This window comes from Streptomyces fulvorobeus, assembly GCF_013167895.1.
Classification (GTDB): domain Bacteria; phylum Actinomycetota; class Actinomycetes; order Streptomycetales; family Streptomycetaceae; genus Streptomyces; species Streptomyces fulvorobeus.
In genome coordinates this window covers 5,220,247-5,243,352 of record NZ_BLWC01000001.1, presented here as the reverse complement: position 1 = coordinate 5,243,352, position 23,106 = coordinate 5,220,247, and the positions used below count along the sequence as shown (strand labels likewise).

At 72.4% G+C, this 23,106-nt stretch carries 16 protein-coding genes and 4 pseudogenes; 6 read left to right on the top strand and 14 right to left on the bottom strand.

Translation table 11 applies throughout. The annotated features are described in order from the left end of the window. Window positions 1–35 precede the first annotated feature (35 nt). The 5 genes from Sfulv_RS23515 to Sfulv_RS23495 all read right to left on the bottom strand — a co-directional run bounded on the left by Sfulv_RS23515 (window position 36) and on the right by Sfulv_RS23495 (window position 6,828). Window positions 36–1,175 carry an XdhC family protein gene (locus Sfulv_RS23515; protein WP_173316507.1) on the bottom strand — a complete coding sequence of 380 codons (1,140 nt, stop codon included), beginning with the start codon at window positions 1,173–1,175 and terminating at the stop codon, window positions 36–38. A gap of 38 nt (window positions 1,176–1,213) precedes the next feature. Further along, entirely contained in the window at window positions 1,214–2,671 is a 1,458-nt protein-coding gene (locus Sfulv_RS23510) for an NCS2 family permease (protein ID WP_173316506.1), read from the bottom strand. Window positions 2,672–2,918: 247 nt separating this feature from the next. Beyond that, the gene (locus Sfulv_RS23505) at window positions 2,919–5,336 is read right to left on the bottom strand and encodes a xanthine dehydrogenase family protein molybdopterin-binding subunit (protein ID WP_173316505.1); all 2,418 of its coding nucleotides are present in this window, start codon (window positions 5,334–5,336) and stop codon (window positions 2,919–2,921) included. Between the two features lie 5 nt (window positions 5,337–5,341). Continuing rightward, window positions 5,342–5,935 (bottom strand): (2Fe-2S)-binding protein, encoded by a 594-nt coding sequence (locus Sfulv_RS23500; protein WP_173316504.1) that lies wholly within the window; start codon window positions 5,933–5,935, stop codon window positions 5,342–5,344. 2 nt (window positions 5,936–5,937) lie between these two features. After that, window positions 5,938–6,828, bottom strand: coding sequence for an FAD binding domain-containing protein (locus Sfulv_RS23495; RefSeq protein ID WP_173316503.1), 891 nt, complete (start codon window positions 6,826–6,828; stop codon window positions 5,938–5,940). 272 nt (window positions 6,829–7,100) lie between these two features. Between Sfulv_RS23495 and Sfulv_RS23490 the strand changes: the two genes are divergently transcribed. Further along, a complete protein-coding gene (locus Sfulv_RS23490; protein WP_173318153.1) occupies window positions 7,101–8,840 on the top strand; it encodes a PucR family transcriptional regulator ligand-binding domain-containing protein in 1,740 nt (579 codons plus the stop codon). A 164-nt stretch (window positions 8,841–9,004) separates the two neighbouring features. Then, window positions 9,005–9,784 (top strand): annotated as a pseudogene (locus Sfulv_RS23485) (hypothetical protein); the annotation flags it as partial. 41 nt (window positions 9,785–9,825) lie between these two features. Here the strand turns inward: Sfulv_RS23485 and Sfulv_RS23480 are convergent. After that, window positions 9,826–10,582 (bottom strand): annotated as a pseudogene (locus tag Sfulv_RS23480) (GntR family transcriptional regulator). 145 nt (window positions 10,583–10,727) lie between these two features. On the opposite strand from Sfulv_RS23480, the pseudogene Sfulv_RS23475 reads away from it, so the two are divergent. Together Sfulv_RS23475 and Sfulv_RS23470 are read left to right on the top strand one after the other, a co-directional pair. Continuing rightward, window positions 10,728–11,575: pseudogene (locus tag Sfulv_RS23475) on the top strand ((2Fe-2S)-binding protein). A gap of 191 nt (window positions 11,576–11,766) precedes the next feature. Further along, window positions 11,767–12,873: a DUF2637 domain-containing protein gene (locus Sfulv_RS23470; RefSeq protein WP_173316502.1), complete on the top strand. Its 1,107-nt coding sequence runs from the start codon at window positions 11,767–11,769 to the stop codon at window positions 12,871–12,873. Between the two features lie 44 nt (window positions 12,874–12,917). Here Sfulv_RS23470 and Sfulv_RS23465 read toward each other — a convergent pair whose 3' ends face one another. From Sfulv_RS23465 to Sfulv_RS23455, 3 genes are all read right to left on the bottom strand, one after another. After that, entirely contained in the window at window positions 12,918–13,328 is a 411-nt protein-coding gene (locus Sfulv_RS23465; RefSeq protein WP_173316501.1) for an ATP-binding protein, read from the bottom strand. Between the two features lie 170 nt (window positions 13,329–13,498). Further along, complete coding sequence (locus Sfulv_RS23460) at window positions 13,499–15,241, bottom strand: pyruvate dehydrogenase (RefSeq protein ID WP_173316500.1); 1,743 nt, start codon at window positions 15,239–15,241, stop codon at window positions 13,499–13,501. Between the two features lie 65 nt (window positions 15,242–15,306). After that, window positions 15,307–16,791 carry a protein phosphatase 2C domain-containing protein gene (locus tag Sfulv_RS23455; RefSeq protein WP_173316499.1) on the bottom strand — a complete coding sequence of 495 codons (1,485 nt, stop codon included), beginning with the start codon at window positions 16,789–16,791 and terminating at the stop codon, window positions 15,307–15,309. 435 nt (window positions 16,792–17,226) lie between these two features. Here Sfulv_RS23455 and Sfulv_RS23450 point away from each other — a divergent pair, with 435 nt between their 5' ends. Continuing rightward, window positions 17,227–18,216, top strand: a complete 990-nt coding sequence (locus tag Sfulv_RS23450; protein WP_173316498.1) for a helix-turn-helix transcriptional regulator — start codon at window positions 17,227–17,229, stop codon at window positions 18,214–18,216. A 92-nt stretch (window positions 18,217–18,308) separates the two neighbouring features. Next, window positions 18,309–18,791: a DUF456 domain-containing protein gene (locus Sfulv_RS23445; RefSeq protein WP_173316497.1), complete on the top strand. Its 483-nt coding sequence runs from the start codon at window positions 18,309–18,311 to the stop codon at window positions 18,789–18,791. Here the strand turns inward: Sfulv_RS23445 and Sfulv_RS23440 are convergent. The 5 genes and pseudogenes from Sfulv_RS23440 to Sfulv_RS23425 form a co-directional block, all read right to left on the bottom strand. Next, window positions 18,700–20,157 carry a DNA-3-methyladenine glycosylase 2 family protein gene (locus Sfulv_RS23440; protein ID WP_173318151.1) on the bottom strand — a complete coding sequence of 486 codons (1,458 nt, stop codon included), beginning with the start codon at window positions 20,155–20,157 and terminating at the stop codon, window positions 18,700–18,702. The genes Sfulv_RS23445 and Sfulv_RS23440 overlap by 92 nt on opposite strands. A 72-nt stretch (window positions 20,158–20,229) precedes the next feature. Continuing rightward, window positions 20,230–21,419, bottom strand: a pseudogene (gene rsgA, locus Sfulv_RS23435) (ribosome small subunit-dependent GTPase A). 396 nt (window positions 21,420–21,815) lie between these two features. Next, the gene (locus Sfulv_RS29815; protein ID WP_218578059.1) at window positions 21,816–22,016 is read right to left on the bottom strand and encodes a hypothetical protein; all 201 of its coding nucleotides are present in this window, start codon (window positions 22,014–22,016) and stop codon (window positions 21,816–21,818) included. 317 nt (window positions 22,017–22,333) lie between these two features. Then, window positions 22,334–22,624 (bottom strand): hypothetical protein, encoded by a 291-nt coding sequence (locus Sfulv_RS23430; protein ID WP_173316496.1) that lies wholly within the window; start codon window positions 22,622–22,624, stop codon window positions 22,334–22,336. A gap of 247 nt (window positions 22,625–22,871) precedes the next feature. Continuing rightward, a complete protein-coding gene (locus Sfulv_RS23425) occupies window positions 22,872–23,105 on the bottom strand; it encodes a chaplin (protein ID WP_173316495.1) in 234 nt (77 codons plus the stop codon). Window position 23,106 lies beyond the last annotated feature (1 nt).

Below are 23,106 nucleotides of genomic sequence, written 5' to 3'. Positions count from 1 at the left end.
GGCTCCGGAGGAAGGACCAGGAGCGGGAGGATGGTTCAGGCCACCGAGGCGAGCGAGGGACCGCCCTCGTGGTGGATCGGGGTGTGGGCGCCGGTGAGCGGGCGCCCGCTGCCGCCGCGCCGCTCGGCGACGATCTCGGCGGCGATCGACAGGGCGGTCTCCTCGGGCGTACGGGCTCCGAGGTCGAGGCCGATAGGTGAGTGCAGCCGCGCCAGCTGGGCTTCGGTGACCCCCACCTCGCGCAGCCGTTCGTTGCGGTCCAGGTGAGTGCGGCGCGAGCCCATGGCGCCGACGTAGGCGACGGGGAGCTTGAGGGCCGCTTCGAGCAGCGGTACGTCGAACTTGGCGTCGTGCGTGAGGACGCAGAGCACCGTGCGCGCGTCCACCTCGGTGGCCGCGAGGTAGCGGTGGGGCCAGTCGACGACGATCTCGTCGGCCTCCGGGAAGCGGGCCCGGGTGGCGAAGACCGGCCGGGCGTCGCAGACGGTGACCCGGTAGCCGAGGAACCTGCCGGCCCGGACCAGCGCCGAGGCGAAGTCGATCGCCCCGAACACGATCATCCGGGGCGGCGGGACGCTCGACTCCACGAGCAGGGTGACGGGCGTCCCGCACCGCGAGCCCTCCGCCCCGATGACCAGAGTGCCGGTGCGGCCCGTGTCCAGCATCGCGCGGGCCTCGGCCACCACCGTGCGGTCGAGCTCGGGATGTCCGCCGAGCCCGCCCTCGTACGCCCCGCCGGGGTGGACGAGGAGGGGCCGGCCGAGCAGTTCGGCGGGCCCTTCGGTGACCCGGGCGACCGCGGCCGCCGCCCCCGCCGCGGCGGCCGCGAGCGCGGCGGCGAGCACCGGGCGCGCGGGATCGTGCGCGCGCACCGGGGTGACCAGGATGTCGATGACGCCGCCGCAGGTCAGACCGACCGCGAAGGCGTCCTCGTCGCTGTAGCCGAACCGCTCGCGGACGGTTCTGCCGTCGTCGAGGGCCTGTCGGCACAGCTCGTACACCGCGCCCTCCACACATCCGCCCGAGACCGATCCGATCGCCGTGCCGTCACGGTCGACCGCGAGGGCGGCGCCCGGCTGCCGGGGCGCGCTGCCGCCGACCGCCACCACGGTGGCGACGGCGAACTCGCGTCCCTGCCCGACCCACCGGTGCAGCTCTTCGGCGATGTCCAGCATGGCGTGTCTCCTTAGGCGGGGTGCGGACGGGGCGGGCGTCAGTGGACGCCCAGCCAGCTCTCGATGGGGTTGAGCGCGAAGTAGACGATGAAGATCACCGTCAGCCCCCACATGAAGGCCCCGACCTCGCGGGCCCTGCCCTGCGCGAGCTTGATGGCGGTGTACGAGATGACGCCTGCCGCCACACCGGTGGTGATGGTGTAGGTGAAGGGCATCAGGACGACCGTGAGGAAGACCGGGATGGCGACGGAACGGTCACCCCAGTCCACGTGCCGGGCGTTCTGCATCATCATGGCGCCGATGACGACGAGGGCGGCGGACGCCACCTCGGTCGGCACGATCGCGGTCAGCGGGGTGAAGAAGAGGCAGGCGGCGAAGAACAGCCCGGTGACGACGGAGGCGAGTCCGGTCCTGGCACCCTCCCCGACACCCGTGGCCGACTCGACGAAGACGGTCTGGCCGGAGCCTCCGGTGACACCGCCGATGGCACCGCCTGCGCCGTCGATGAAGAGTGCCTTGGAGAGGCCGGGCATCCGGCCCTTGTCGTCGGCCAGCCTGGCTTCCGTACCGACACCGATGATGGTGGCCATGGCGTCGAAGAAGCCGGCCAGCACGAGGGTGAAGACGATCATGCCGACGGTCATCACGCCGACGTCGCCCCAGCCGCCGAACTCCACGTCTCCGAAGAGGGAGAAGTCCGGCGCGGAGACCGCGCTCCCGCTGAGCTCGGGCGGGCCGCTGCTCCAGGACGTGGCGGGGATGTCGCCGATCGCGTTGATGACGATCGCGAGGACCGTGCCCGCGGCGATCCCGATGAGGATCGCGCCGGGGATGTTGCGGGCCTGGAGCATGAAGATGAGCAGCAGGGTCACGCAGAAGATCAGGACGGGCCAGCCGGCGAGTTCACCGGCGGGGCCGAGGGATACGGGTGTCACGGCGCCCTGGTGGACGAAGCCGGCCTTGTAGAGGCCGATCAGGGCGATGAACAGGCCGATGCCCATGGTGATGCCGTGCTTCAGTGCGAGCGGGATCGCGTTCATGATCAGCTCGCGGAGGCCGGTGACCACCAGGAGGCAGATCACCACACCGTAGATCACGCACATGCCCATGGCCTGCGGCCAGGTCATGGCCGGGGCGACCTGCCCGGCGAGTACTCCGGAGACGCTGAGTCCGGCGGCGAGGGCCAGCGGGACCTTGCCGACGAAGCCCATCAGCAGGGTCGTCGCGGCGGCGGCGAGAGCCGTCGCGGTGATCAGGCCGGGCTGGCTGAGGAGATTGCCGTCCACGTCCTTGCCGCCGAGGATCAGCGGGTTGAGAAGGAGGATGTACGCCATCGCCATGAAGGTGGTGGTGCCCCCGCGCATCTCACGCGCGACGGTCGATCCTCTGTCGGATATGTGAAAGTACCGGTCGAGCCAGGACCGTCCGGCGGGGACGCGCGAGCCGTGGCCCGCGTCCTCCGCACCGGTCCTGGGCTCCACTGACTGCTGGGTCATGGTGCCTGACTCCCAAGGTTCACAGGGGCACCCGCGTGGAGAGAGGTGATTGCGGGATTTGGGATAGCTGCGGCGGCAGCACACCCGGGGGACGGCCCGAGGCGAACTGTTCGTGCAGGTACAGAGGTACTGAGGCGGTACGAGGACCGCGAGCGGTGCGGTACCCGGTGTCTCCGGGCGGTGCGGTACGCGGGGAAGTGTGACGTTCACGGCACCCGCGCCGCCCGGAGAGTTCGTGGGAGCCCGGTCAGGTGCCGGTGAGGTGCTCGGGGCGGACCGGCGTCCTGTTCAGCTCCAGGCCCGTCGCGTTCCGGATCGCCGCGAGGACGGCCGGGGTGGACGACAGGGTGGGGGCCTCACCGATGCCGCGGAGCCCGTACGGGGCGTGCGGATCGGCGAGTTCGAGCACGTCGACCGGGATGGTCGGGGTGTCGAGGATGGTGGGGATCAGGTAGTCCGTGAAGGACGGGTTGCGCACCTTCGCGGTCTTCGGATCGACGAGGATCTCCTCCATGACGGCGATGCCGAGGCCCTGGGTCGTACCGCCCTGGATCTGCCCGAGGACGGAGAGCGGGTTGAGCGCCTTGCCGACGTCCTGGGCGCAGGCCAGTTCGATGACCTTGACCAGGCCGAGCTCGGTGTCGACCTCGACGACCGCGCGGTGGGCGGCGAAGGAGTACTGGACGTGGCCGTTGCCCTGGCCGGTCCGCAGGTCGAACGGCTCGGTGGGCCGGTGGCGCCACTCCAGCTCGATGTCGAACGCCTCGTCCTCCAGTACGTCGACCAGGTCGGCCAGCACCTCGCCGCCGTCGGTGACGACCTTGCCGCCCTCCAGGAGGAGTTCGGCGGTGGCCCAGGCCGGGTGGTAGGAGCCGAACTTGCGGCGGCCGAGCTCCAGCACCTTCTCCCGGACGGCTTCGCAGGAGTTCTTCACGGCGCCGCCGGTCACGTACGTCTGGCGGGAGGCGGAGCTCGATCCGGCCGAGCCGACCCGGGTGTCGGCCGGCTGGATGGTGACCTGGCTGACGCCGAGCTCGGTACGGGCGATCTGGGCGTGCACGGTGACGCCGCCCTGGCCGACCTCGGCCATCGCGGTGTGCACGGTGGCGACCGCCTCGCCGTTGATGACCTCCATCCGCACCCGGGCGGTGGAGTAGTCGTCGAAGCCCTCGGAGAAGCCGACGTTCTTCAGGCCGACCGCGTAGCCGACCCCGCGTACGACGCCTTCGCCGTGGGTGGTGTTGGAGAGTCCGCCGGGCAGGGCGCGTACGTCGACGGTGCTGCCTTCCGCGTCGGCGGCGAGCCACTGGCGCTCGGGCGGCATCGGGCGGGCCTTGACCAGCCGGAGCAGCTCGGCGACCGGGGCCGGCGAGTCGCAGGGCTGGCCGGTCGGCAGGAGGGTGCCCTGCTCCATGGCGTTGAGCTGGCGGAACTCGACCCGGTCCATGCCCACCTTGTCGGCGAGCTTGTCCATCTGGGCCTCGTAGGCGAAGCACGCCTGGACGGCTCCGAAGCCGCGCATCGCGCCGCACGGGGGGTTGTTGGTGTAGAGGGCGATCGCCTCGATGTCGACGTCCTCGATCGCGTACGGGCCGACCGACAGGGACGAGGCGTTGCCCACGACCGCCGGGGAGGCCGACGCGTAGGCGCCGCCGTCCAGGACGATCCTGCACTTCATGTGCGTGAGCTTGCCGTCCTTGGTGGCGCCGTGCTCGTAGTGGAGTTTCGCCGGGTGGCGGTGCACATGGCCGAAGAAGGACTCGAAGCGGTTGTAGACGATCTTGACCGGCTTGCCGGTGCGCAGCGCCAGGAGGCAGGCGTGGATCTGCATCGAGATGTCCTCGCGGCCGCCGAAGGCACCGCCGACGCCGGAGAGCGTCATGCGCACCTTCTCCTCGGGCAGGCCGAGGACGGGGGCGATCTGTTCCAGGTCCGAGTGCAGCCACTGGGTGGCGACGTACAGCTCCACGCCGCCGTCCTCGGAGGGCACGGCGAGGCCGGACTCCGGGCCGAGGAACGCCTGGTCCTGCATGCCGAAGGTGTACTCGCCCCTGACGACGAAGTCCGCCCGCTTCGCCGCTTCGTCCGCGTCGCCGCGGATGATCGGCTGACGGTGGACGATGTTCGGGTGGGGCACGTGGCCCATGTGGCTGTCGTCGCGGCCCTCGTGGACCAGGATCGCGTCGGGGGCGGTCGCGGACGCCTCGTCCGTGATGACCGGCAGCTCGACGTAGTCGATCCTGATCTTCGCGGCGGCGCGGCGCGCGGTCTCCGGGTGGTCGGCGGCCACGAGGGCGACCGGCTCACCGTGGTGGCGGACCTTGCCGTGGGCGAGGACCGGGGTGTCCTTGATCTCCAGGCCGTAGTTCTTCATCGCGGCCGGCAGGTCGTCGTAGGTCAGCACGGCGTACACACCGGGCATCGCGACGGCCTCGCCGATGTCGATCGACCTGATCTCCGCGTGGGCGACTGTGGAGCGGAGCGTGTGGCCCCACAGCATGTCCTCGTGCCACATGTCCGAGGAATAGGCGAACTCGCCGGTGACCTTCAGGGTGCCGTCGGGGCGCAGCGTGGACTCGCCGATTCCGCCCCTGGTCTTCGTGCCCTGGGAGATGTTGGTGGGAGTGCCGGCCGGGGCGGAGGCGACTCGCGGTGTATGCGCCATGGTTCTCAGACCGTCTCTTCCTGACGGGCCGCCGCCAGGCGGACCGCGTCGAGGATCTTCTCGTAGCCCGTGCACCGGCAGAGGTTGCCGGAGAGGGCCTCGCGGATGTCCTGGTCGGAGGGTGAGGGGTGGGACTCCAGCAGTTCGTCGGCGGCGATCAGCAGGCCGGGGGTGCAGAAACCGCACTGGACCGCGCCCGCGTCGATGAACGCCTGCTGGACCGGTGAGAGCTCGGCGGCCTCGCCGCTCTGCCCGTCGGCGGGCTTGGCCTGCCAGCGCTTGGCGGCGTCGAGGGCCGTACCGCAGGCGCCGGAGGCGCAGCCTCCGCCCGGGTGGGCGTCCTCGCGGTGCCTGGCGTAGTCCGCGAGGCCCTCGACGGTGACGACCTCGCGGCCCTCCACCTGCCCGGCGGCGACGAGGCAGGAACACACCGGCACTCCGTCCAGGCGCACCGTGCAGGAACCGCACTCGCCCTGCTCGCAGGCGTTCTTCGATCCTGGCAGGCCCATGCGCTCGCGCAGGACGTACAGGAGGGACTCGCCCTCCCAGACGTCGTCGGCTTCCTGCTGACGTCCGTTGACCGTGAAATTGACTCGCATGGTTACGCAGCTCCTTCGAGGGTGCGGCCGGCGCCGCGGTACTGCTCCCAGGTCCAGCCCAGCGTGCGTCGGGCCATGATGCCGACCGCGTGCCTGCGGTACTTCGCCGTGCCGCGCACGTCGTCGATGGGGTTGCAGGCCCCGGAGGCGAGCTCCGCGAACTGCTTGGCCACCGAGGGCGTGATGATCCTGCCGCTCTCCCAGAATCCGCCCTCGTCGAGCGCGGCGTTCAGGAAGTCCTCGGCCGCCTTCGCCCGGACGGGTGTCGGGGCGGCCGAGCCGATGCCGGTGCGGACCGTACGGGTCTCGGGGTGCAGGGCGAGGCCGAAGGCGCAGACGGCGATGACCATCGCGTTGCGCGTACCGACCTTGGAGTACTGCTGGGGGCCGTCGGCCTTCGTGATGCGCACGGCCCGGATCAGCTCGTCGGGTGCGAGGGCGTTGCGCTTGACGCCGGTGTAGAAGTCGTCGATGGGGATCATCCGGGTTCCGCGTACGGACTCGGCCTCGACCTCGGCCCCCGCGGCGAGGAGCGCGGGGTGGGCGTCACCGGCGGGCGACGCGGTGCCCAGGTTGCCGCCGACACCGCCGCGGTTGCGGATCTGCGGGGAGGCGACGGTGTGGGAGGCGAGCGCCAGGCCGGGCAGCTCGGCCCGCAGGTGCTCCATGATCGCGCTGTACGGGACGGAGGCGCCGAGCCGTACGTGGTCCTGTTCCACCTGCCACTCGGTCAGCTCACCGATGCGGTTCAGGTCCAGGAGGTACTCGGGCCGCCGGTGGTCGAAGTTGATCTCGACCATCACATCGGTGCCGCCCGCGATGGGCACAGCCGTCGGGTGCTCGGCCTTGGCGGCGAGCGCCTCCTCCCAGCTGGCGGGGCGAAGGAAGTCCATGAGTGGCTCTCTTCTTCTCAATCGGTCGTTCGCTGGGGCTGGGGGACGGCCGGCCCTCGACTGGTCGTTCATCTGCTGTTAATGCGGTGTGTGACCCAGTACACAAGCCAGGATCAGGCCAGTGCAGTCACCGAAACCATGAAGGAGTTGGCTGGTCTCCTTCCTGGTCTTGTAGATTCGAACGAATGACGGGGATCAGAAACCTCACCGCAACTCACAGGTATCCCCCGCACCTGTCCCCCGCACCAACGAGAGAGATCGGCGGCAACGAGATGCGGCTGCGCGCACTGCTGGACACCGACGCGCTGGGCCTGCGGCTGCTCGGCGGCGACGACGAGCTGGACCGCACGGTCCGCGGCGTCATGACGACCGACCTCCGCGACCCCAGCCGCTATCTCTCCGGCGGCGAGCTGGTGCTCACGGGGCTGGCCTGGCGCCGTGACGCGACGGACTCCGAGCCGTTCGTCCGTATTCTGGCGAGCGCCGGGGTCGCCGGACTCGCGGCGGGCGAGGCGGAGCTCGGCGCCGTCCCCGCCGATCTGGTCGAGGCGTGCGGGCACCACCGCCTCCCACTCTTCGCCGTGAACGAAACCGTGGCGTTTGCAACCATCACCGAGCACGTGGTGCGCCAGGTCTCCGGTGAGCGGGCGGGCGACCTCGCCGCCGTCGTGGACCGCCATCGCAGGCTGATGACGTCGGGGCCGGCGGGCGGCGGCCCGGAGGTCGTCCTCGATCTGCTCACCTCCGACCTGGATCTCCGTGCCTGGGTGCTCTCGCCCACCGGCCGCCTGATCGCGGGGGCCGGGGAGCCGCTGCCCGGGCCGGTCGGCCCGGCGCTTGCCGGACTGCACCTGGCCGCGACCCGCACCGGGCGCCGGGGGCCCCACCGTGTGCCGGTGGACGGTACGACGTATTCGCTGTTCCCGATCCGGAACACCGGCCGGGGCGCCGTCCCGGCCTCCCGCGACGTCCGTGAGACGGTGCTCTCCGACTGGTTCCTCGCGGTCGAGGCCGACGCGAGCGACTGGCCGGCCGCCCGGCTCGACCTGCTCCAGGGCGTCACCCAGCTGATCGCGGTCGAGCGGGACCGGCGCGACGCGGCGCGTACGGTACGCCGCAGGGTCGCCCAGGAGGTCCTGGAACTGGTGCAGGCGGGCGCCGCCCCCACCGAGATCGCGGCCCGCCTGCGGGTCGCCGCCCCGGTGCTGCTGCCCGGCCTCGGCTCCGCGCCGCACTGGCAGGTCGTCGTGGCCCGCGTCGAATGGGCCGCCGACGGCGCACCCGGCGCGGCGGGCGGCCCGGTCGCCCAGGCGCTGCTTGAGGAGATTCTGGTCGACCCGGCGGTGACGGGGCCCGACTCGGCCGACCGGATCGCGGTCGCCCACACGGGTGACGAGGCCATCGCCCTGGTACCGCTGCCCGCCGTCCCGGCACCCGGCGCCGAGGCGGCCCAGGGCGCCGCCGACACCGCCGGCGCCGCGCGGGCCGGCGCGGCGTCCGGCAGGGAGCCGGACCCGGTGCTGCACGCCGACGTGCTGCTCGCCGCGGTCCGGGAACCGCTCTCCGCCGGACTCGCGGACGACGGTCGTCTGACACTGGGTGTCAGCGCGGCGGTGCACTCGGCCGAGGGGCTGCGCGGCGCCTTGGAAGAGGCCCGGCACGCCCGGCGGGTCGCCGCGGCCCGTCCGGGCCGGGTCTGCGCGGCGGGGCACCACGAACTGGCCTCGCACGTCCTGCTGCTGCCCTTCGTCCCCGACGACGTGCGCCGGGCGTTCACCGCCCGGCTGCTGGACCCGCTGCGCGACTACGACACGCGCCACCGGGCCGAACTGATCCCCACCCTGGAGGCGTTCCTGGACTGCGACGGCTCCTGGACCCGCTGTGCGGCCCGGCTGCACCTCCACGTCAACACACTGCGCTACCGCGTCGGACGGATCGAGCAGTTGACGGGACGTGACCTTTCGCGCCTGGAGGACAAGCTCGACTTCTTCCTCGCGCTGCGTATGAGCTGACGCCCGTTGGGGTAGCACGGCGGCGTGGAGCGCCGGTCGATTGTGAAATCCTTCACCTGACATTGACCGGACCTCTTGGCCCGGCGTGCCATTCCGTGCTGAGATGCGCCCACACTCAACAGCTCGATGGCGTGCTCGGGGAGGGCAATGTGGCGCATACCGCCATGTCTGGTTCCGGAACGACAGCAGATGACGATCCGCCGCTCCAGACAGCGGTATGGCGACTGCGATCACGCGCCTGCTGGACGGACGCGGCCGCTCTGCTCGAACCGCACGCGGCCACCGACCCGGCGGCCGCGCTCCAGCGGACCGCGCTGCTGACCGAGCGGTGCCTCTACACCGCGCAGGGGTGGACGGACGCCGAGGACGCCCTGCGCAACGCCGAGGCGCTGGCCCGGAGCGACGCCGAGCGCGGGGCGGCGGCCTGCGAGCGCGGCCACCTGGCCTACGCCTCGACGCTTCTGGGGGTACGGGACCGGGCCGACGAGGCCAGCGTGGCCCTGAGCAGGGCCGCGGCCCTGCTCTCCCCGGCGGCGCCAGGCCGGCCCCTCCTGGACTTCCGCCGGGGGCTGATCGCGCAGAACATCGCCGATTCGCCGCAGTCCGCCCGCGCCGCGTACCGCAGGGCGCACGCGGGGGCCACGGCCCAGGGGGACGAGCTGCTGCTCTCCTTCACCTGGCGCCACCTCGCCTCGCTCGCCCTGCGCGACGGCGAGCGGGCCGAGGCGCGGCACGGCTTCACGGAGTCGCTGCGGATCAGGGAGGAGCTGGGCTATCTCGTCGGTACGGCTCCCGCGCTGATGTCCCTGGCCGAAGCGGAATCCGAACCCGAGGCGGCCCGGCTGCGCGCCGAGGCGGGCCGGCTCTTCCGGCTGCTGGGCGGCGTGCCCACCTGGCTCGCCCCGCAACTGGCACCGGGGCTGCCGCACCAGGCCCCGCGTTCGGCGAGGGGTCGGGAGCCTGGCGGGTCAGGTGACCGTGGCGGTCAGCCCTCCGCGCCGGTGAAGTGCTCCCGCACGAGCGACTGCACGACGCCGAGGTTCCGCGCGATCAGGGCGTCGAGGAGCGCCGTGTGCTCCATGGCGTCGGCGAGCAGGTCGGCGCGGCGGGCGGCGGGGTTGCCGGCCGGCGGCCACTGGGAGCGGCGATGCAGGTCGTCGGCGACCTGCACCAGTTGTCCGTTGCCGGAGAGCGCCAGGACCGCCCGGTGGAAGGCGCGGTCGCTCTCCGCGTAACCCGCACGGTCCCCGACGGCCGCCGCCGCCACCGTGGCGTCGGCCAGGGGGCGCAGCGCCGTCCAGTGGCCCGCGGGGACGGCACGGGCGAGCCGCAGCATGACGGGGATCTCGATGAGGGCCCGCACCTCGGCCAGCTCCGCCAGTTCGCGCGGCCCGTGCTCACTGACCCGGAAGCCGCGGTTCGGTACGACCTCGACGGCCCCCTCCACGGCCAGTTGCTGCATCGCCTCGCGTACGGGCGTCGCGGAGACGCCGAAGCGGGCCCCGAGCGCCGGGGCCGAGTACACCTGGCCGGGGGCCAGCTCACCGTCGACGAGGGCTGCCCGCAGGGCGTCCAGGATCTGGCCGCGCACCGAGTGCCGCTGGACCGCGCGGGGGCGGGCGGCTCGTTGTGGGTGTGCTCCCCGCGCGCCTGCGCGGGCACCCGGTCCGGCGACGGGGCCGGGGGGCCGCCGGGGCCGCGTACGACAGCCAGGCGTCCTCGCGCGCACTGCCCTGCTCCACTGGACCTCCTCGGCTGCCGTGGGCTCGGCTCGCGTGCGCCATGCCTCCGTGTGCACGATAGGCGCAGGAGGCTCCAGTTCACACATCGATCAGGTCGGGTAAGGTAAGGCTTACCTGCAAACGATCCCGATTCGGTGGTCCCTGCATGACCCTCTCCACGCTGTTCACCGGCACCGCCGCGTCCTCCGTCACCGACGCGTACGCCCGTCTGGCCGAGGTCTTCCCCGGTCTGCGCGCCGAGGTGCTCGCACCGGACACGGCCGCGCCCTGCGGCACCGGCTGGGTGGGGGCGGCGGAGCTCGCCGCGGGCGGCGCCGCCCTGGACACCTTCCTCGCCTGGGACGACGCACAGGTACTGCGGGACTACGGACAGCGGGCCCGCCCGGACGTGGTGGCCAGTTTCGGACTCCACCGCTACGCCTGGCCGGCCTGCCTGCTGGTGACCGTGCCGTGGTTCCTGCACCGCAGGGTGCCCGCGTGCCCGTCCAGGACGTCTCCTTCCAGCGCGCGCTGGGGCACCTGACCGTACGGGTGCGGGAGTTCGCCTGCCTCCCGGGCGACCCCGCGGCCGCGTCGCCCGGCGCCCGGGTCGTCCCCGACGAGACGGCGTTGCGCGCCGAGGTGCTGGACGCCCTCGCGGAACACCTCGGGCCGGTGCTGGACGGCTTCGGACCGCGCATGCGGCGCGGCAGGCGGGCGCTGTGGGGCATGGCGACGGACGAGATCGTCGAAGGGCTCTGGTACATCGCTCACCTGCTGGGCGAGGAGCGCCGGGCGATGGCGGAGCTGGAACTGCTGCTCCCCGGTACCACCAAGCCGTACGTGGGCACCGCCGGGTTCCGTGAGCTGACCGGCCCGGAAGGCGAATCGCTGCCGACCCGCGACCGGGCCAGCTGCTGCCTCTTCTACACCCTGCGCCCCGAGGACACCTGCGTCACCTGCCCCCGCACCTGTGACGCCGACCGGGTACGGAAGCTGACACCCGCCGTCTGATCCACACCCCCCTTCCCGGTGACCCTTATTCGAACGTAACCCTCCTTCCCCCACGACAGTTCGAGAACATTTCGCTCATCCGTACGTCACGCCACCCCAATCGCGTTCTCTTGCCCCGAAACCGCCTGAGCCGTGCGGGATTTCCGTCACGATGGCGCCCGAAACGCCCTACGCGACGCAAGGGACCGCGCATGAGACTGACCGACATATCGCTTGACTGGCTGCTTCCGGGCGCCGTGCTGCTCGTGGGGGTCATGGCGGCGGTGACGGTGGTCGCACGCGGCAAGCGTGCCGCCGGCAAGGCGACGGCCGACGACAACTGGGAACGCAGCGAGGACCGCCGCCGGCGCAAGGAGGCGCTCTACGCGACCGCCTCGTACGTTCTGCTGTTCTGCTGCGCCGCGGTCGCCGCCGCGCTCTCCTTCCACGGACTCGTCGGCTTCGGCCGGCAAAACCTCAGCCTCACCGGAGGGTGGGAGTACCTGGTCCCGTTCGGGCTCGACGGCGCCGCGATGTTCTGTTCGGTGCTGGCGGTACGGGAGGCCAGCCACGGCGACGCGGCACTCGGCTCCCGGCTGCTGGTGTGGACGTTCGCCGGCGCCGCGGCCTGGTTCAACTGGGTGCACGCACCGCGCGGCATGGACCACGCGGGCGCTCCGCACTTCTTCGCGGGGATGTCGCTCTCGGCCGCGGTGCTCTTCGACCGCGCGCTGAAGCAGACCCGCAGGGCGGCCCTGCGTGAACAGGGCCTGGTGCCCCGCCCGTTGCCCCAGATCCGGATCGTACGGTGGCTGCGGGCGCCCCGGGAGACCTTCGGCGCCTGGTCGCTGATGCTCCTCGAAGGCGTACGCACCCTGGACGAGGCGGTCGACGAGGTCCGCGAGGACCGGCGGGAGAAGGAGCAGGACCGGTTGCGCAGACGGGGCCAGGAGAAGCTGGACCGGGCCCACATCAAGGCCCTGAACCGGCAGAACCGGGCCTGGGGACGCGCCGGCCGCGGCGGGCAGGGGGTGGTCCCCGCCATCGCACCGCCTCAGGGCGCGGCCCAGGGTGTCGCGGAGCCCGCCATAGCGGAGCCGGGACAGCTGCCCCTGCGGCCCCGGCCATCCCTGCAAGCCGTGAACGGCCCGAGACCGAAGGGCTCGAAGGGCTCCGCCCAGCAACCGGGCACCACGGCCCAGACCGCGCACGGTGATCCCAGGACCGTCGACCTCACCGCCGAGGACGACGCCCAGACGCTGCCCCGGCTCGACTCGCTGGAGCAGAAACTCAAGGACCTGGAGCAGCAGTTCGGCTGAGCACATCCGGTGGGAGGCGGTGTCAGGGCCTCCCACCGCGCGGCTCACGCCGGCGAGCCCGCGCCGTTCAGTTCGAACCAGACGACCTTGCCCAGTGCCTGCGCTGTGACGCCCCAGGCGTCCGCCAGGCTCCGTACCAGGACCAGGCCCCTGCCGTGCGTACCGTCGTCGGCGTTCGGTACGTACGGCTCGGGCGCTCCCGACATGAAGTCCCGCACCTCCACGCGCACTCTCTCCGGGTCCGCGGTCACGGTCACGACCGCGCCGTGGCGCGTGTGGATCAGCGCGTTCGTCACGACCTCGCTCAGCAGCAGCTCCGCCACCTCGGCCGCCTCGGGCTCGGACCGGCAGCGCAGGAACTCCCGCAGCGCCCGGCGCACCTCACCCACTCCGGACAGATCGGTGTGCCCCAGCCTGCGACGCAGCTGGGCCGTCCGTCCCCTTCGCTGCCTCATCGCTTCCCCCGCGCGCACAGTGAATCGACCTCCTTCGCCCCATAACGCCTCGAACACCTTCACGGGGATGCATGCCCCCGTACGCGGACAGTCACGCTCGTCGACACGTCAATAAGTGAACGGTCCTCATCGGGACCCCGGCGGGCAGGGCGCAGGTCCTGTCGCCGCCGTCAGGGGCGGGGCACGTTGCGGAGGTTGGAGCGGGCCATCTGGAGCATCCGGCCCACTCCCCCGTTCAGCACGATCTTTCCGGCGGAGAGCGCGAAGCCGGACACCATGTCGGCGCTGATCTTCGGCGGGATGGACAGGGCGTTCGGGTCGGTGACGACGTCGACCAGCGCGGGTCCCCTGTGCTTGAACGCCTCCCTGAGCGCGCCCTCCAGCTGCTTGGGCTTCTCCACCCGCACCCCGTAGGCTCCGGCGGCCCGGGCGACGGCGGCGAAGTCGGGGTTCTTGTTCGTCGTCCCGAACGAGGGCAGCCCCGCCACCAGCATCTCCAGCTCGACCATCCCGAGCGAGGAGTTGTTGAAGAGGACGACCTTCACGGGCAGGTCGTACTGGACCAGGGTGAGGAAGTCGCCCATCAGCATGGTGAATCCACCGTCACCCGACATGGAGACGACCTGCCGGCCACGGTCCACGAACTGCGCGCCGATCGCCTGCGGCAGCGCGTTGGCCATGGAACCGTGGCTGAAGGAACCGATCACCCTGCGCTTGCCGTTGGGCGTCAGATAGCGCGCCGCCCACACGTTGCACATTCCGGTGTCCACGGTGAACACGGCGTCGTCGTCGGCGAGTTCGTCGAGCACCGAGGCCACGTACTCCGGATGGATCGGCACGTGCTTGTCGACCTTGCGGGTGTACGCCCTGACGACACCCTCCAGCGCGTCGGCGTGCTTCTTCAGCATCCGGTCGAGGAACGTGCGGTCGGCCTTGGCCTTGACCCGCGGGGTCAGGCACCGCAGGGTCTCGCGGACGTCGCCCCAGACCGCCAGGTCGAGCTTGGACCGCCGGCCCAGGTGCTCGGGGCGCACATCGACCTGGACGATCTTCACGTCGTCCGGGAGGAAGGCGTTGTACGGGAAGTCGGTGCCGAGCAGGATGAGGAGATCGCATTCGTGGGTCGCCTCGTAGGCCGCCCCGTAGCCGAGCAGCCCGCTCATGCCGACGTCGTACGGATTGTCGTACTGGATCCACTCCTTGCCGCGCAGCGCGTGCCCCACGGGGGACTTGACCCGCTCCGCGAACGCCATGACCTCGGCGTGCGCGCCCGCCGTGCCGCTGCCGCAGAACAGGGTGACGCGCTTGGCCTCGTCGACCATCCGGCAGAGCTTCTCGATCTCCCCGTCCCCCGGGCGGACCGTGGGCCGAGTCGTGACGAGGGCATGTTCGACCGACTTCTCCGGGGCGGGCCGGGAGGCGATGTCGCCGGGCATCGACACGACGCTGACGCCACCCCGGCCGATCGCGTGCTGGATGGCCGTCTGGAGCAGCCTCGGCATCTGCTGCGGGTTGGAGATCATCTCGTTGTAGTGGCTGCACTCCTGGAAGAGCAGCTCCGGATGGGTCGCCTGGAAGAAGCCGAGACCGATCTCGCCGGACGGGATGTGCGAGGCGAGGGCGAGCACCGGGGCCATGGAGCGGTGGGCGTCGTAGAGGCCGTTGATGAGGTGGAGGTTCCCGGGCCCGCACGAGCCGGCGCAGGCCGCCAGGCTGCCGGTGATCTGGGCTTCCGCACCGGCGGCGAACGCGGCGCTCTCCTCGTGCCTGACCTGGACCCAGTCGATGGCCGCGTTACGCCGGATGGCGTCGACGACGGGGTTGAGGCTGTCCCCCACGACGCCGTAGACCCGCTTCACCCCCGCCCGCACGAGGATGTCGACGAACTGCTCCGACACGTTCTGCTTGGCCATGGGTGCGCACCCTCTCCACTGTGCTCCGTGCTCCTGTGGAGTCCATCAACCCATGGCCCGTGAGATCACGCCTCCCAGACCGCGGCGCTCGTGCGGTCGTCCGCGTACCCCTTGATCCGGAGCTGGACGTCCGCGAGATAACCCGCGAGTCCGGGCGGTCCGGCCGATGACCAGCGCTCGGCGAGCTCCTCGGCGAGGGCGGGTTCGCCGCGCATCGGGTCGGCGAGACCGCTGCTGCACAACAGCAGGGTGTCCCCGGGGCAGGCGACCGACGCGCGGAAGCGGAAGGGCTCGGACGGCGGCGGGGCGGGGGTCCCGGCGTACGGGGAGGGAGGCGTCGTGATCTGGAGGTCCATGGTCAGCCGGTCCCCCTCGGGCCCTTGCTCGCTCCGTGCCCCGGCGTCCGGCACGCGCGGTTCCAGGTCCTGCCACACACCGTCGCGGAGCCGGAAGAGGCCACCGGCCCCGGCGCCGAAGAACACCCTGGTGCGACACCCCGGGTCGGCCGTCAGGAGGAGGCAGCGCAGACCCGCGGTGTACGCGTCCGCTTCCAGGCCGAGTTCGGCCGCGCGGGCGCGCAGTCTGCCGTACGTGCGGCCGGCGAGGCGGTGGAGACCTGACTTCAGGTCGCCGCGGCGGCCCGCCCTTATGTCGGCGGAGAGCCGGGCGTGGCTGCGGCCGACCGCCTCGCCGATCCACCGGACGGCGTCGGCGGCGGCGAGGTGCGCTCCTTCGGCGGCCCGCGAGCCACCGGCGATCGCGACGAGGACGAGGGCGCTCTCCGCCGCGCCGAACCGGGCGGTGAGCAGGGCGTCGCGGCGGGGTTCGCCGCGGAAGCGGGCGGAGTCGCCCCGTACGGAGGCGGCCCGCAGGGTGTACGTCCCGTACCGGGCGCCGTCGAGCACGGTGTCGGGGACGAGCCCGTGCAGGTCCATGGGCCCGGAGGCGGGCAGGGCGGACGGTTCGGCGTCGTAGGTGGGCGGCCGGTCGCCCAGGTGGTCGAGCGGCGGGCGGGAGGCCGGGGCGGGCGCGGGGCCGGACGGCGGGTCGGTGGCGGCGCCGTCTGCGGCGGCCGGGCCCGCCGCGTCCGCGCTCGTCCCGGCCGGAACCGGGGGCGGAGGCGGAGGCGCGGGGAAGCCACGCGCAGGCGGGGAACCGGACGGCGGCTCCCGGGGCGCCCGGACCGCCATGACGGGTGGCTCCGTGGCCTGCCGCTGCGGTACGGGCCACGGCGCGGACACCGGGCCGGGCCCCGGCTCGGCCGGGTCGGGCGCCGGTACGGGGTCGGGCTCCCGCTCGGGTACGGGCTCCGGCTCCGGTACGGGCTCCGGCTCCCGCTCCGGTGAGGGCTCCGGGGCCGGGGCCGGGGCCAGGGCCGTGCCCTCCACCGCCGGGCCGGCCGCCGGGCCCACCGCGTCCGATGCGGAGTCGAAGCGGTCGTCGAGACTGTCGGCCGCGCTGCCCGGGCCGGTGTCCGGCGCGGTCTCGTCGTACAGCCTGCGCCACCAGTCGTCCTCATGGGCGGCGGGCCGATCCCCCTGCTGACTCATGCCGATATTGTCCACCGCGAGGGGCATCCGAAAACGGGTCATCCGGAAAAAGAGGCCCGCCGGGCGGTCCCGCCCACCGTGGGAGGGACGCCCCGCGGACCGGCCATGACGTGGTCAGCGCACGGCGTACGCCACGACCACGGCCGGGATGAGCGAGCTGCCACGGGTCTCCGGCAGTTCAGTCCTGAGGGTGACGCCTCCGCGCGGCACCGTACGCCCCGCCGAACGCGTCACTCTCGCCAGGCGATTCCGGACCAATCCGCACAAGGCGCCCTTACCGTGCAGGCATTGGGGGCGCGGTGGTGCCGCCTTGGCAGAGTGGTCACCGGCACGGGGGATGATGTCCGCGGCGGGTTCACGCCTTGGCCTCTTTCCGCCACGCAGGTCGTCAGGAACGCACGGTGTGCGACCACCACGCCCGGGGAGGGCCGAGGGATGCTGGGTGCGATAGGTCTCGACGAGAGACAGGAAGCGACGTACCGCGCACTGGTCGCTGCGGGAGCGGCGGAGGTCTCCGACCTCGCGCACCGGCTCGCGCTCCCGCGGTCCGATACGGAACGGGCGTTGCGCGGGCTGGAGCACCAGGGCCTCGCGGCCCGGTCGTCGGCGCGGCCAGGACGCTGGGTCGCCGCCCCGCCCGGGGTGGCCCTGGGCGCCCTGCTCATCCAGCAGCGGCACGAGCTGGAGCAGGCGGAGCTGGCGGCCGCCCTGCTCGCCGAGGAGTACCGGGCGGAGGCGAGCGAGCCCGCCGTGCACGACCTGGTGGAGGTGGTGACGGGAGCGAGCGCGGTGACCCACCGCTTCCACCAGCTCCAGCTCGGCGCGGTCTCCGAGGTCTGCGCCCTGGTCACCGGGAAGCCGATCCCGGTGAGCGGCACGGAGAACGAGTCCGATGAGCGCGCGGCGAACCGCGCGGTGTCCTACCGCGTCGTGGTCGAGCGCGAGGTGCTGGGGCTGCCGTCAGGAATCCTGGAGCTCTCGGCCGCGCTCGGCCGCCACGCGCAGTGCCGGGTGGTCGACCGGGTCCCGACCAAGCTGGTCGTGGCCGATGCCAGTCTGGCGATGGTGCCGCTGACGGGGCGAGGAGCGGAACCCGCCGCCCTGGTCGTCCACGCCAGCGGACTGCTGGAGTCGCTCATGGGGCTGTTCGAGGCGGTGTGGCGGGACGCGATGCCGTTGCGGCTCGGCGAGGGCGGTGTGGTGCGTGAGGAGAGGACGGGGCCCGATCCGACGGATCTGGAGATCCTGTCGCTGCTGCTGGCCGGGCTGACGGACGCGAGCGTGGCGAGACAACTGGAGCTGGGGCTGCGGACCGTTCAGCGCCGGGTCAAGGGACTGATGGAACTGACCGGGGTCTCCACGCGGCTCCAACTGGGCTGGCACGCGTACGAAAGAGGCTGGGTGTCCCGTACGCCACGGCCCTGACCGGAGCCCTCCGCTCACCGCCCCGATCGTCGCGGACCCCCTGGGACCTGCGCTGACGGGCGGGAACCCGCACACTCCGGCAGGCTGGTGTGATGGGTGTGTGGCAGCTCGTCGCCGTCGGCGTGGTCATGCTGCTCGGGCTGGTCGGCGTGCTCGTGCCGGGCGTGCCGGGGCCGGCGATGGTCTGGGCCGCCGTGCTGTGGTGGGCCCTGACGGACGTGGGCCGGGACGCCTGGGCCGTACTGATCGCGGCGACGTGTCTGCTCCTGGTGAACCAGGCACTCAAAGCCCTGCTGCCACCGCGCCGCCCCGGCGCGTCGGGTGCGCCCCGCAGGACCCTGAGCCTCGGCGGAGTCGCGGCGATCGCCGGGTTCTTCGTGGTGCCGGTGGTGGGCGCGGTCGCGGGGTATGTCGGAGCGATCTACGGGGCGGAGCGGCTGCGGCTGGGCAGCCGCGGCGCGGGCTGGGCTTCGGTCCGCTCCGTCATGCGCGCGACGGGCTACTCGGTGCTGGTGGAGCTGTTCGCCTGCCTGCTGGTGGCGGGCGTGTGGCTGCTCGCCGTCGTCCGGGGCTGACGCCGGCCGCCCCCGCCTCCCGGTGGCGTACGGCGTACGAGCGCCACGGCCGCCAGGCTTCGCTTCCCGGTACGGCGTCCGGGTCCACGTCGGGATCGCCCAGCGCCCGCATCCTGATCAGGGCAGCGGTACGGGGGCCGACGCCCGGGAGCCGCAGCAGCGCCTCCTCCGCCGCGTCCCGGTCCGCGCCCGCGTCCAGCCGCACCGTGCCGTCCGCCAGTGCGGCGGCCAGGCGCCGCAGGCCGGGGTCCTCTGCGCGGTCGGCCAGCACGCCGGGTTCCGGGAAGAGGCGGGTGAGGCCACCGCACGGCACGTCGAGGAGCTTCCCGTACCGCTCGACCAGCCCGGCCGCCACCACGGGCCCCACCAGCGTCTGTACGGCGCACTCGTCCGGGTCCGCGGCGCCCGGCGAGCGCAGTCCGGGGCGGGCGGCGACCAGCGGGGCGAGGAGCGGATCGGCGCCCAGCGTCTCGGCGACGGCCCGGGGGTCGGCGTCCAGGTCGAACAGCCGGCGCAGCCGCTGTACGGCCGTCGTCAGGTCGCGGAGGTCGGTGAGGTGGATACGGGCCTCCAGCCACGGCCCGGCGGACGCCTCGTCGACGGCGACGACGCCCGCCCCGCAGGGCAGGGTCAGGGTGCGCCGGTAGGTGCGGTGTCCGGGCACACCGCTGACCTCCTCGATCCGCGCCACCGTGTCGGCGGCGAGCAGGTCGAAGACCTCCCGGGCGGCGTACGGTCCCCGGTGTGCCAGCCGGAGCGGAATCCCGGCCCGGCTCCTCTCCCGTGCGCCGCCACCCGGACCGGTACCGGTGCCCGACTCGGCGCGCAGGGCGCTGGGGGTACGGGCGTAGATCTGCCGCATCGTGTCGTTGAACTGGCGCACGCTGGCGAAGCCGGAGGCGAAAACGATCTCGGTGACCGGCAGATCCGTGGTCTGGAGGAGGATGCGCGCGGTGTGGGCGCGCTGGGCCCTGGCGAGCGCCACGGGTCCGGCGCCCAGCTCGGCGTTGAGCTGGCGCTGCACCTGCCGGGGGCTGTAGCCGAGCCGGTCCGCGAGACCGGGGACGCCTTCCCGGTCCACCACGCCGTCGCCGATCATCCGCATGGCGCGGCCCACGACGTCGGCGCGTACGTTCCACTCCGCCGAGCCGGGAACGGCGTCGGGCCGGCAGCGTCTGCAGGCCCGGAAGCCGTTGCCCTGCGCCGCGGCGGCGGTCGGGTAGAACCGCACGTTCTTCCGCTTGGGCGTGACGGCGGGGCAGCTCGGCCGGCAGTAGATCCCGGTGGTCGTGACGGCGAAGAAGAACTCTCCGTCGAACCTGGCGTCACGGCTGCTCACCGCCTCGTACCTGGTCTGTTCGTCCATCACACCGCCAGTGTGCGGCACCCGCAGGTGCCGCACTCGCGGTTTTCGGACGTCGAATCCGCAGACCTCCCGCTACCGGAGCCGGCCCCGCTTGACGTCCACGGCGGCCCGCCCCTCGGCGCCCCTGCGCTTCCACTCGCGCAGGGTCTCCGAGCGCAGCCGGGCGTCGGTCTTGGCCGCGATCCGGTGGTTCTCGCGCAGGAGCTTGCGGTAGCTGCCGAGGCGCCGCTCGGGCAGCGCTCCCTCCTCGACCGCGCCGAGGACCGCGCAGCCGGGCTCGGCCTCATGGGCGCAGTCGTGGAAGCGGCACTTCCGCGCCAGGTCCTCGATCTCGGCGAAGACCTGGCCGACCCCGGCCTCCGCGTCCCAGAGCCCGACTCCGCGCAGCCCCGGGGTGTCGATGAGCACCCCGCCCTCCGGCAGGACGAGGAGGTTTCGGGTCGTGGTGGTGTGCCGCCCTTGCCGTCCACGTCACGGGCGGCGTTGACGTGCATCACGTCCTCGCCGAGCAGGGTGTTGGCGAGGGTGGACTTGCCCGCGCCGGAGATCCCGAGCAGTACGCTCGTACCGCCGGAGACGAGCGCGCGGAACACGTCGATGCCCTCACCGGTCGCGGAGCTCACGGGCAGCACCCGCACCCCGGGAGCGATGCCCTCGACGTCCTGGACGAGATGGGCCTGCGTGGCGCCGTCCGGCACCAGGTCGGCCTTGGTCAGCAGCACGATCGGCCGGGGTTCGGGCCCACCGGTCTCCTGGCCGTCGCCGTCGCCGTCGCCGTCGCCCAGGAGCGCGTCGCCGCTGGAGCTGGAGAGGGCGAGCGCGAGGAAGCGCTCCAGCCGCCCGAGATCGAGTTCGACCGCGAGCGAGACGCAGATGACGATGTGGTCGATGTTGGTGGCGAGCACCTGGCCTTCGGAGCGCTGCGAGGACGTCGAGCGGACGAAGGCCGTGCGCCGCGGCAGCAGGGTGCGGACGAACCGCGGGTCGCCGCCGGGGTCGACGGCCACCCAGTCGCCTGTGCAGACGACCCGCATCGGGTCGCGCCCCACCACGAAAGCGGTGTCCGCCCGCATCGGGCCGTCCGGGGTGACGAGATCGCACTGGCCCCGGTCCACCCGCACCACACGGCCGGGAAGCAGACCCCGCTCGGCATACGGGGCGAAGGCGGCGGCCCATTCCTCGTCCCAGCCGTACGGGGACAGCGCGTGCGACGAGGTCGGAACCGGAAGACCGGAGAGAGAAGAGAAAGACGAGAAAGACAAGGGAGACCCTTCGAAGGGCGGCCCCGGCACCGCGTCACGGACGCGGGAGAAAAGGTGGGAAAGGTCAGCCGGTGGCCACGGAGGTGGGAACGATGCTCTTCGGGCTGTGGGCAGTGCCCATCGCAACGACAGTCATCAATGTCCTCACCTCCTGGTTCTTCACGGCAGACGCACAGGGCCGGGGATTTCCGGCCCTCTGTGCGGACGGCCCAACCATAGCCCCCGGCCACCGAAGGGCGTCAACGGAATTATCCGCGTGACCGGAACGCGCTCGTCCCAGGCTTCCCTTTCCGGAGCGTCCCGTCGGGGGACGTACTGACCTGCCTCGTCCGGAGGTCTCCGTTCGGCAACATCACTCACATGGGTTGGTTCCGGCTCAGGGCCGAGGTTCCACGTTCACGCTCGGCCGGCTTCGCCGGAGGCCCGGGCCGCCGGGACGAAACCACCGGAGGGGCGCGGGGCGGGGTGGGAGGGGGCGCCCGGCCCGATGCCGCGGCCGGCCGCGCACCACTCAGCGAACAGGCGGTCGTAGATCGGCGTGCTGTCCTGCGCCGGCTGCCGGCCGCCTGACGGGTGTTGGCTGTCGTACTGGTCCATGAAGGGCCTTTACCCCGTACGGCAAATCCAGGCAGCCCGCGTGTGGGCCATCCGGCCCAGCCCTCGCGGTCCTCTGGCGCACGGCGCGGGACAGACAGCGTCCGGGGGGCCGGGGTGTCGTCCAGGATGCACTTGGTCCCACGCCGTGCGCACCGGCGTTCGCTTGGCCGGCAGGCCCATGCGGGGCTTGTTCAGCACCCCTGGGCGAGCGCGAACGGGCGCGAACGGTGCCTTCGCCTCGGGCCCCACTGGACGTGACGCGTCCGCACACGGAGGAATCCCGGAATCCGTAGGGCCATTACCACCGCGAGGACGGATCAGCCGCCGAGGGGCACGCCGCCGAGCAGCGGGGCCGCACCCTGGGCCCCACCGGTGGCCTGGCCCGCGAGCTTGCCGACGGCGCCGTCCTGCCCCAGGGAGTCGACGACACCGCCGACCGTGCCGACCAGCGGTTCGACGGCCCGCGGGGCAGCGGCCATGGCCTGGTTCAGGCCACCGTCGAGGCTGAAGTCGGAAGCCGTGGTCTCAGCGACGGCGAAGGCGGGAGCCGCCGTACCGAGAGCGACCACGGAACCGGCGACGAATGCGGCGGTCTTGGCGTACTTCACTTTGAGGTTCCCTTCCGCAGCGGCACCTGTTTCGGTCGCGTTCCCACGCCGCACGAGCATTCTTCAGCCGTGGCTTCTGCCGCTGTCAAAGAAGTAACGATCAAGCAGGGAACGGGAAACTGTGTTCTGTCGGCTTTCTCGGACGGTCTTCGGTCCGAGCCGCCACCACGAAAGCGAAGTGGGCCCCGGACCGCTTGTGCGGTCCGGGGCCCACCGATGGCAAGGCGTCAGCTCACCGTGCGAGCGTTCAGCTGTTGACGCAGGTGTTGCCGAAGGCCGGGTTCAGGATACCGATGACGTTCACGGTGTTGCCGCAGACGTTGACCGGAACGTGGATCGGAATCTGGGTAACGTTTCCGGAGAGAACGCCCGGGGAGTTCGCGGCGGCACCCGCGGCACCGGCGTCGGCCATGGCCGGCGCAGCGGCGCCAATCGCAATGAGGGTTCCGGCGGCGACAGCGGCAACCTTGGTGTACTTCACT

What these genes read in the sequence shown, in the direction of transcription:
- Sfulv_RS23515 (WP_173316507.1), bottom strand. Translation starts at nt 1,175, where the DNA reads ATGCTGGACATCGCCGAAGAGCTGCACCGGTGGGTCGGGCAGGGACGC.
- Sfulv_RS23510 (WP_173316506.1), bottom strand. Translation starts at nt 2,671, where the DNA reads ATGACCCAGCAGTCAGTGGAGCCCAGGACCGGTGCGGAGGACGCGGGC.
- Sfulv_RS23505 (WP_173316505.1), bottom strand. Translation starts at nt 5,336, where the DNA reads ATGGCGCATACACCGCGAGTCGCCTCCGCCCCGGCCGGCACTCCCACC.
- Sfulv_RS23500 (WP_173316504.1), bottom strand. Translation starts at nt 5,935, where the DNA reads ATGCGAGTCAATTTCACGGTCAACGGACGTCAGCAGGAAGCCGACGAC.
- Sfulv_RS23495 (WP_173316503.1), bottom strand. Translation starts at nt 6,828, where the DNA reads ATGGACTTCCTTCGCCCCGCCAGCTGGGAGGAGGCGCTCGCCGCCAAG.
- Sfulv_RS23490 (WP_173318153.1), top strand. Translation starts at nt 7,101, where the DNA reads ATGCGGCTGCGCGCACTGCTGGACACCGACGCGCTGGGCCTGCGGCTG.
- Sfulv_RS23470 (WP_173316502.1), top strand. Translation starts at nt 11,767, where the DNA reads ATGAGACTGACCGACATATCGCTTGACTGGCTGCTTCCGGGCGCCGTG.
- Sfulv_RS23465 (WP_173316501.1), bottom strand. Translation starts at nt 13,328, where the DNA reads ATGAGGCAGCGAAGGGGACGGACGGCCCAGCTGCGTCGCAGGCTGGGG.
- Sfulv_RS23460 (WP_173316500.1), bottom strand. Translation starts at nt 15,241, where the DNA reads ATGGCCAAGCAGAACGTGTCGGAGCAGTTCGTCGACATCCTCGTGCGG.
- Sfulv_RS23455 (WP_173316499.1), bottom strand. Translation starts at nt 16,791, where the DNA reads ATGAGTCAGCAGGGGGATCGGCCCGCCGCCCATGAGGACGACTGGTGG.
- Sfulv_RS23450 (WP_173316498.1), top strand. Translation starts at nt 17,227, where the DNA reads ATGCTGGGTGCGATAGGTCTCGACGAGAGACAGGAAGCGACGTACCGC.
- Sfulv_RS23445 (WP_173316497.1), top strand. Translation starts at nt 18,309, where the DNA reads ATGGGTGTGTGGCAGCTCGTCGCCGTCGGCGTGGTCATGCTGCTCGGG.
- Sfulv_RS23440 (WP_173318151.1), bottom strand. Translation starts at nt 20,157, where the DNA reads ATGGACGAACAGACCAGGTACGAGGCGGTGAGCAGCCGTGACGCCAGG.
- Sfulv_RS29815 (WP_218578059.1), bottom strand. Translation starts at nt 22,016, where the DNA reads ATGGACCAGTACGACAGCCAACACCCGTCAGGCGGCCGGCAGCCGGCG.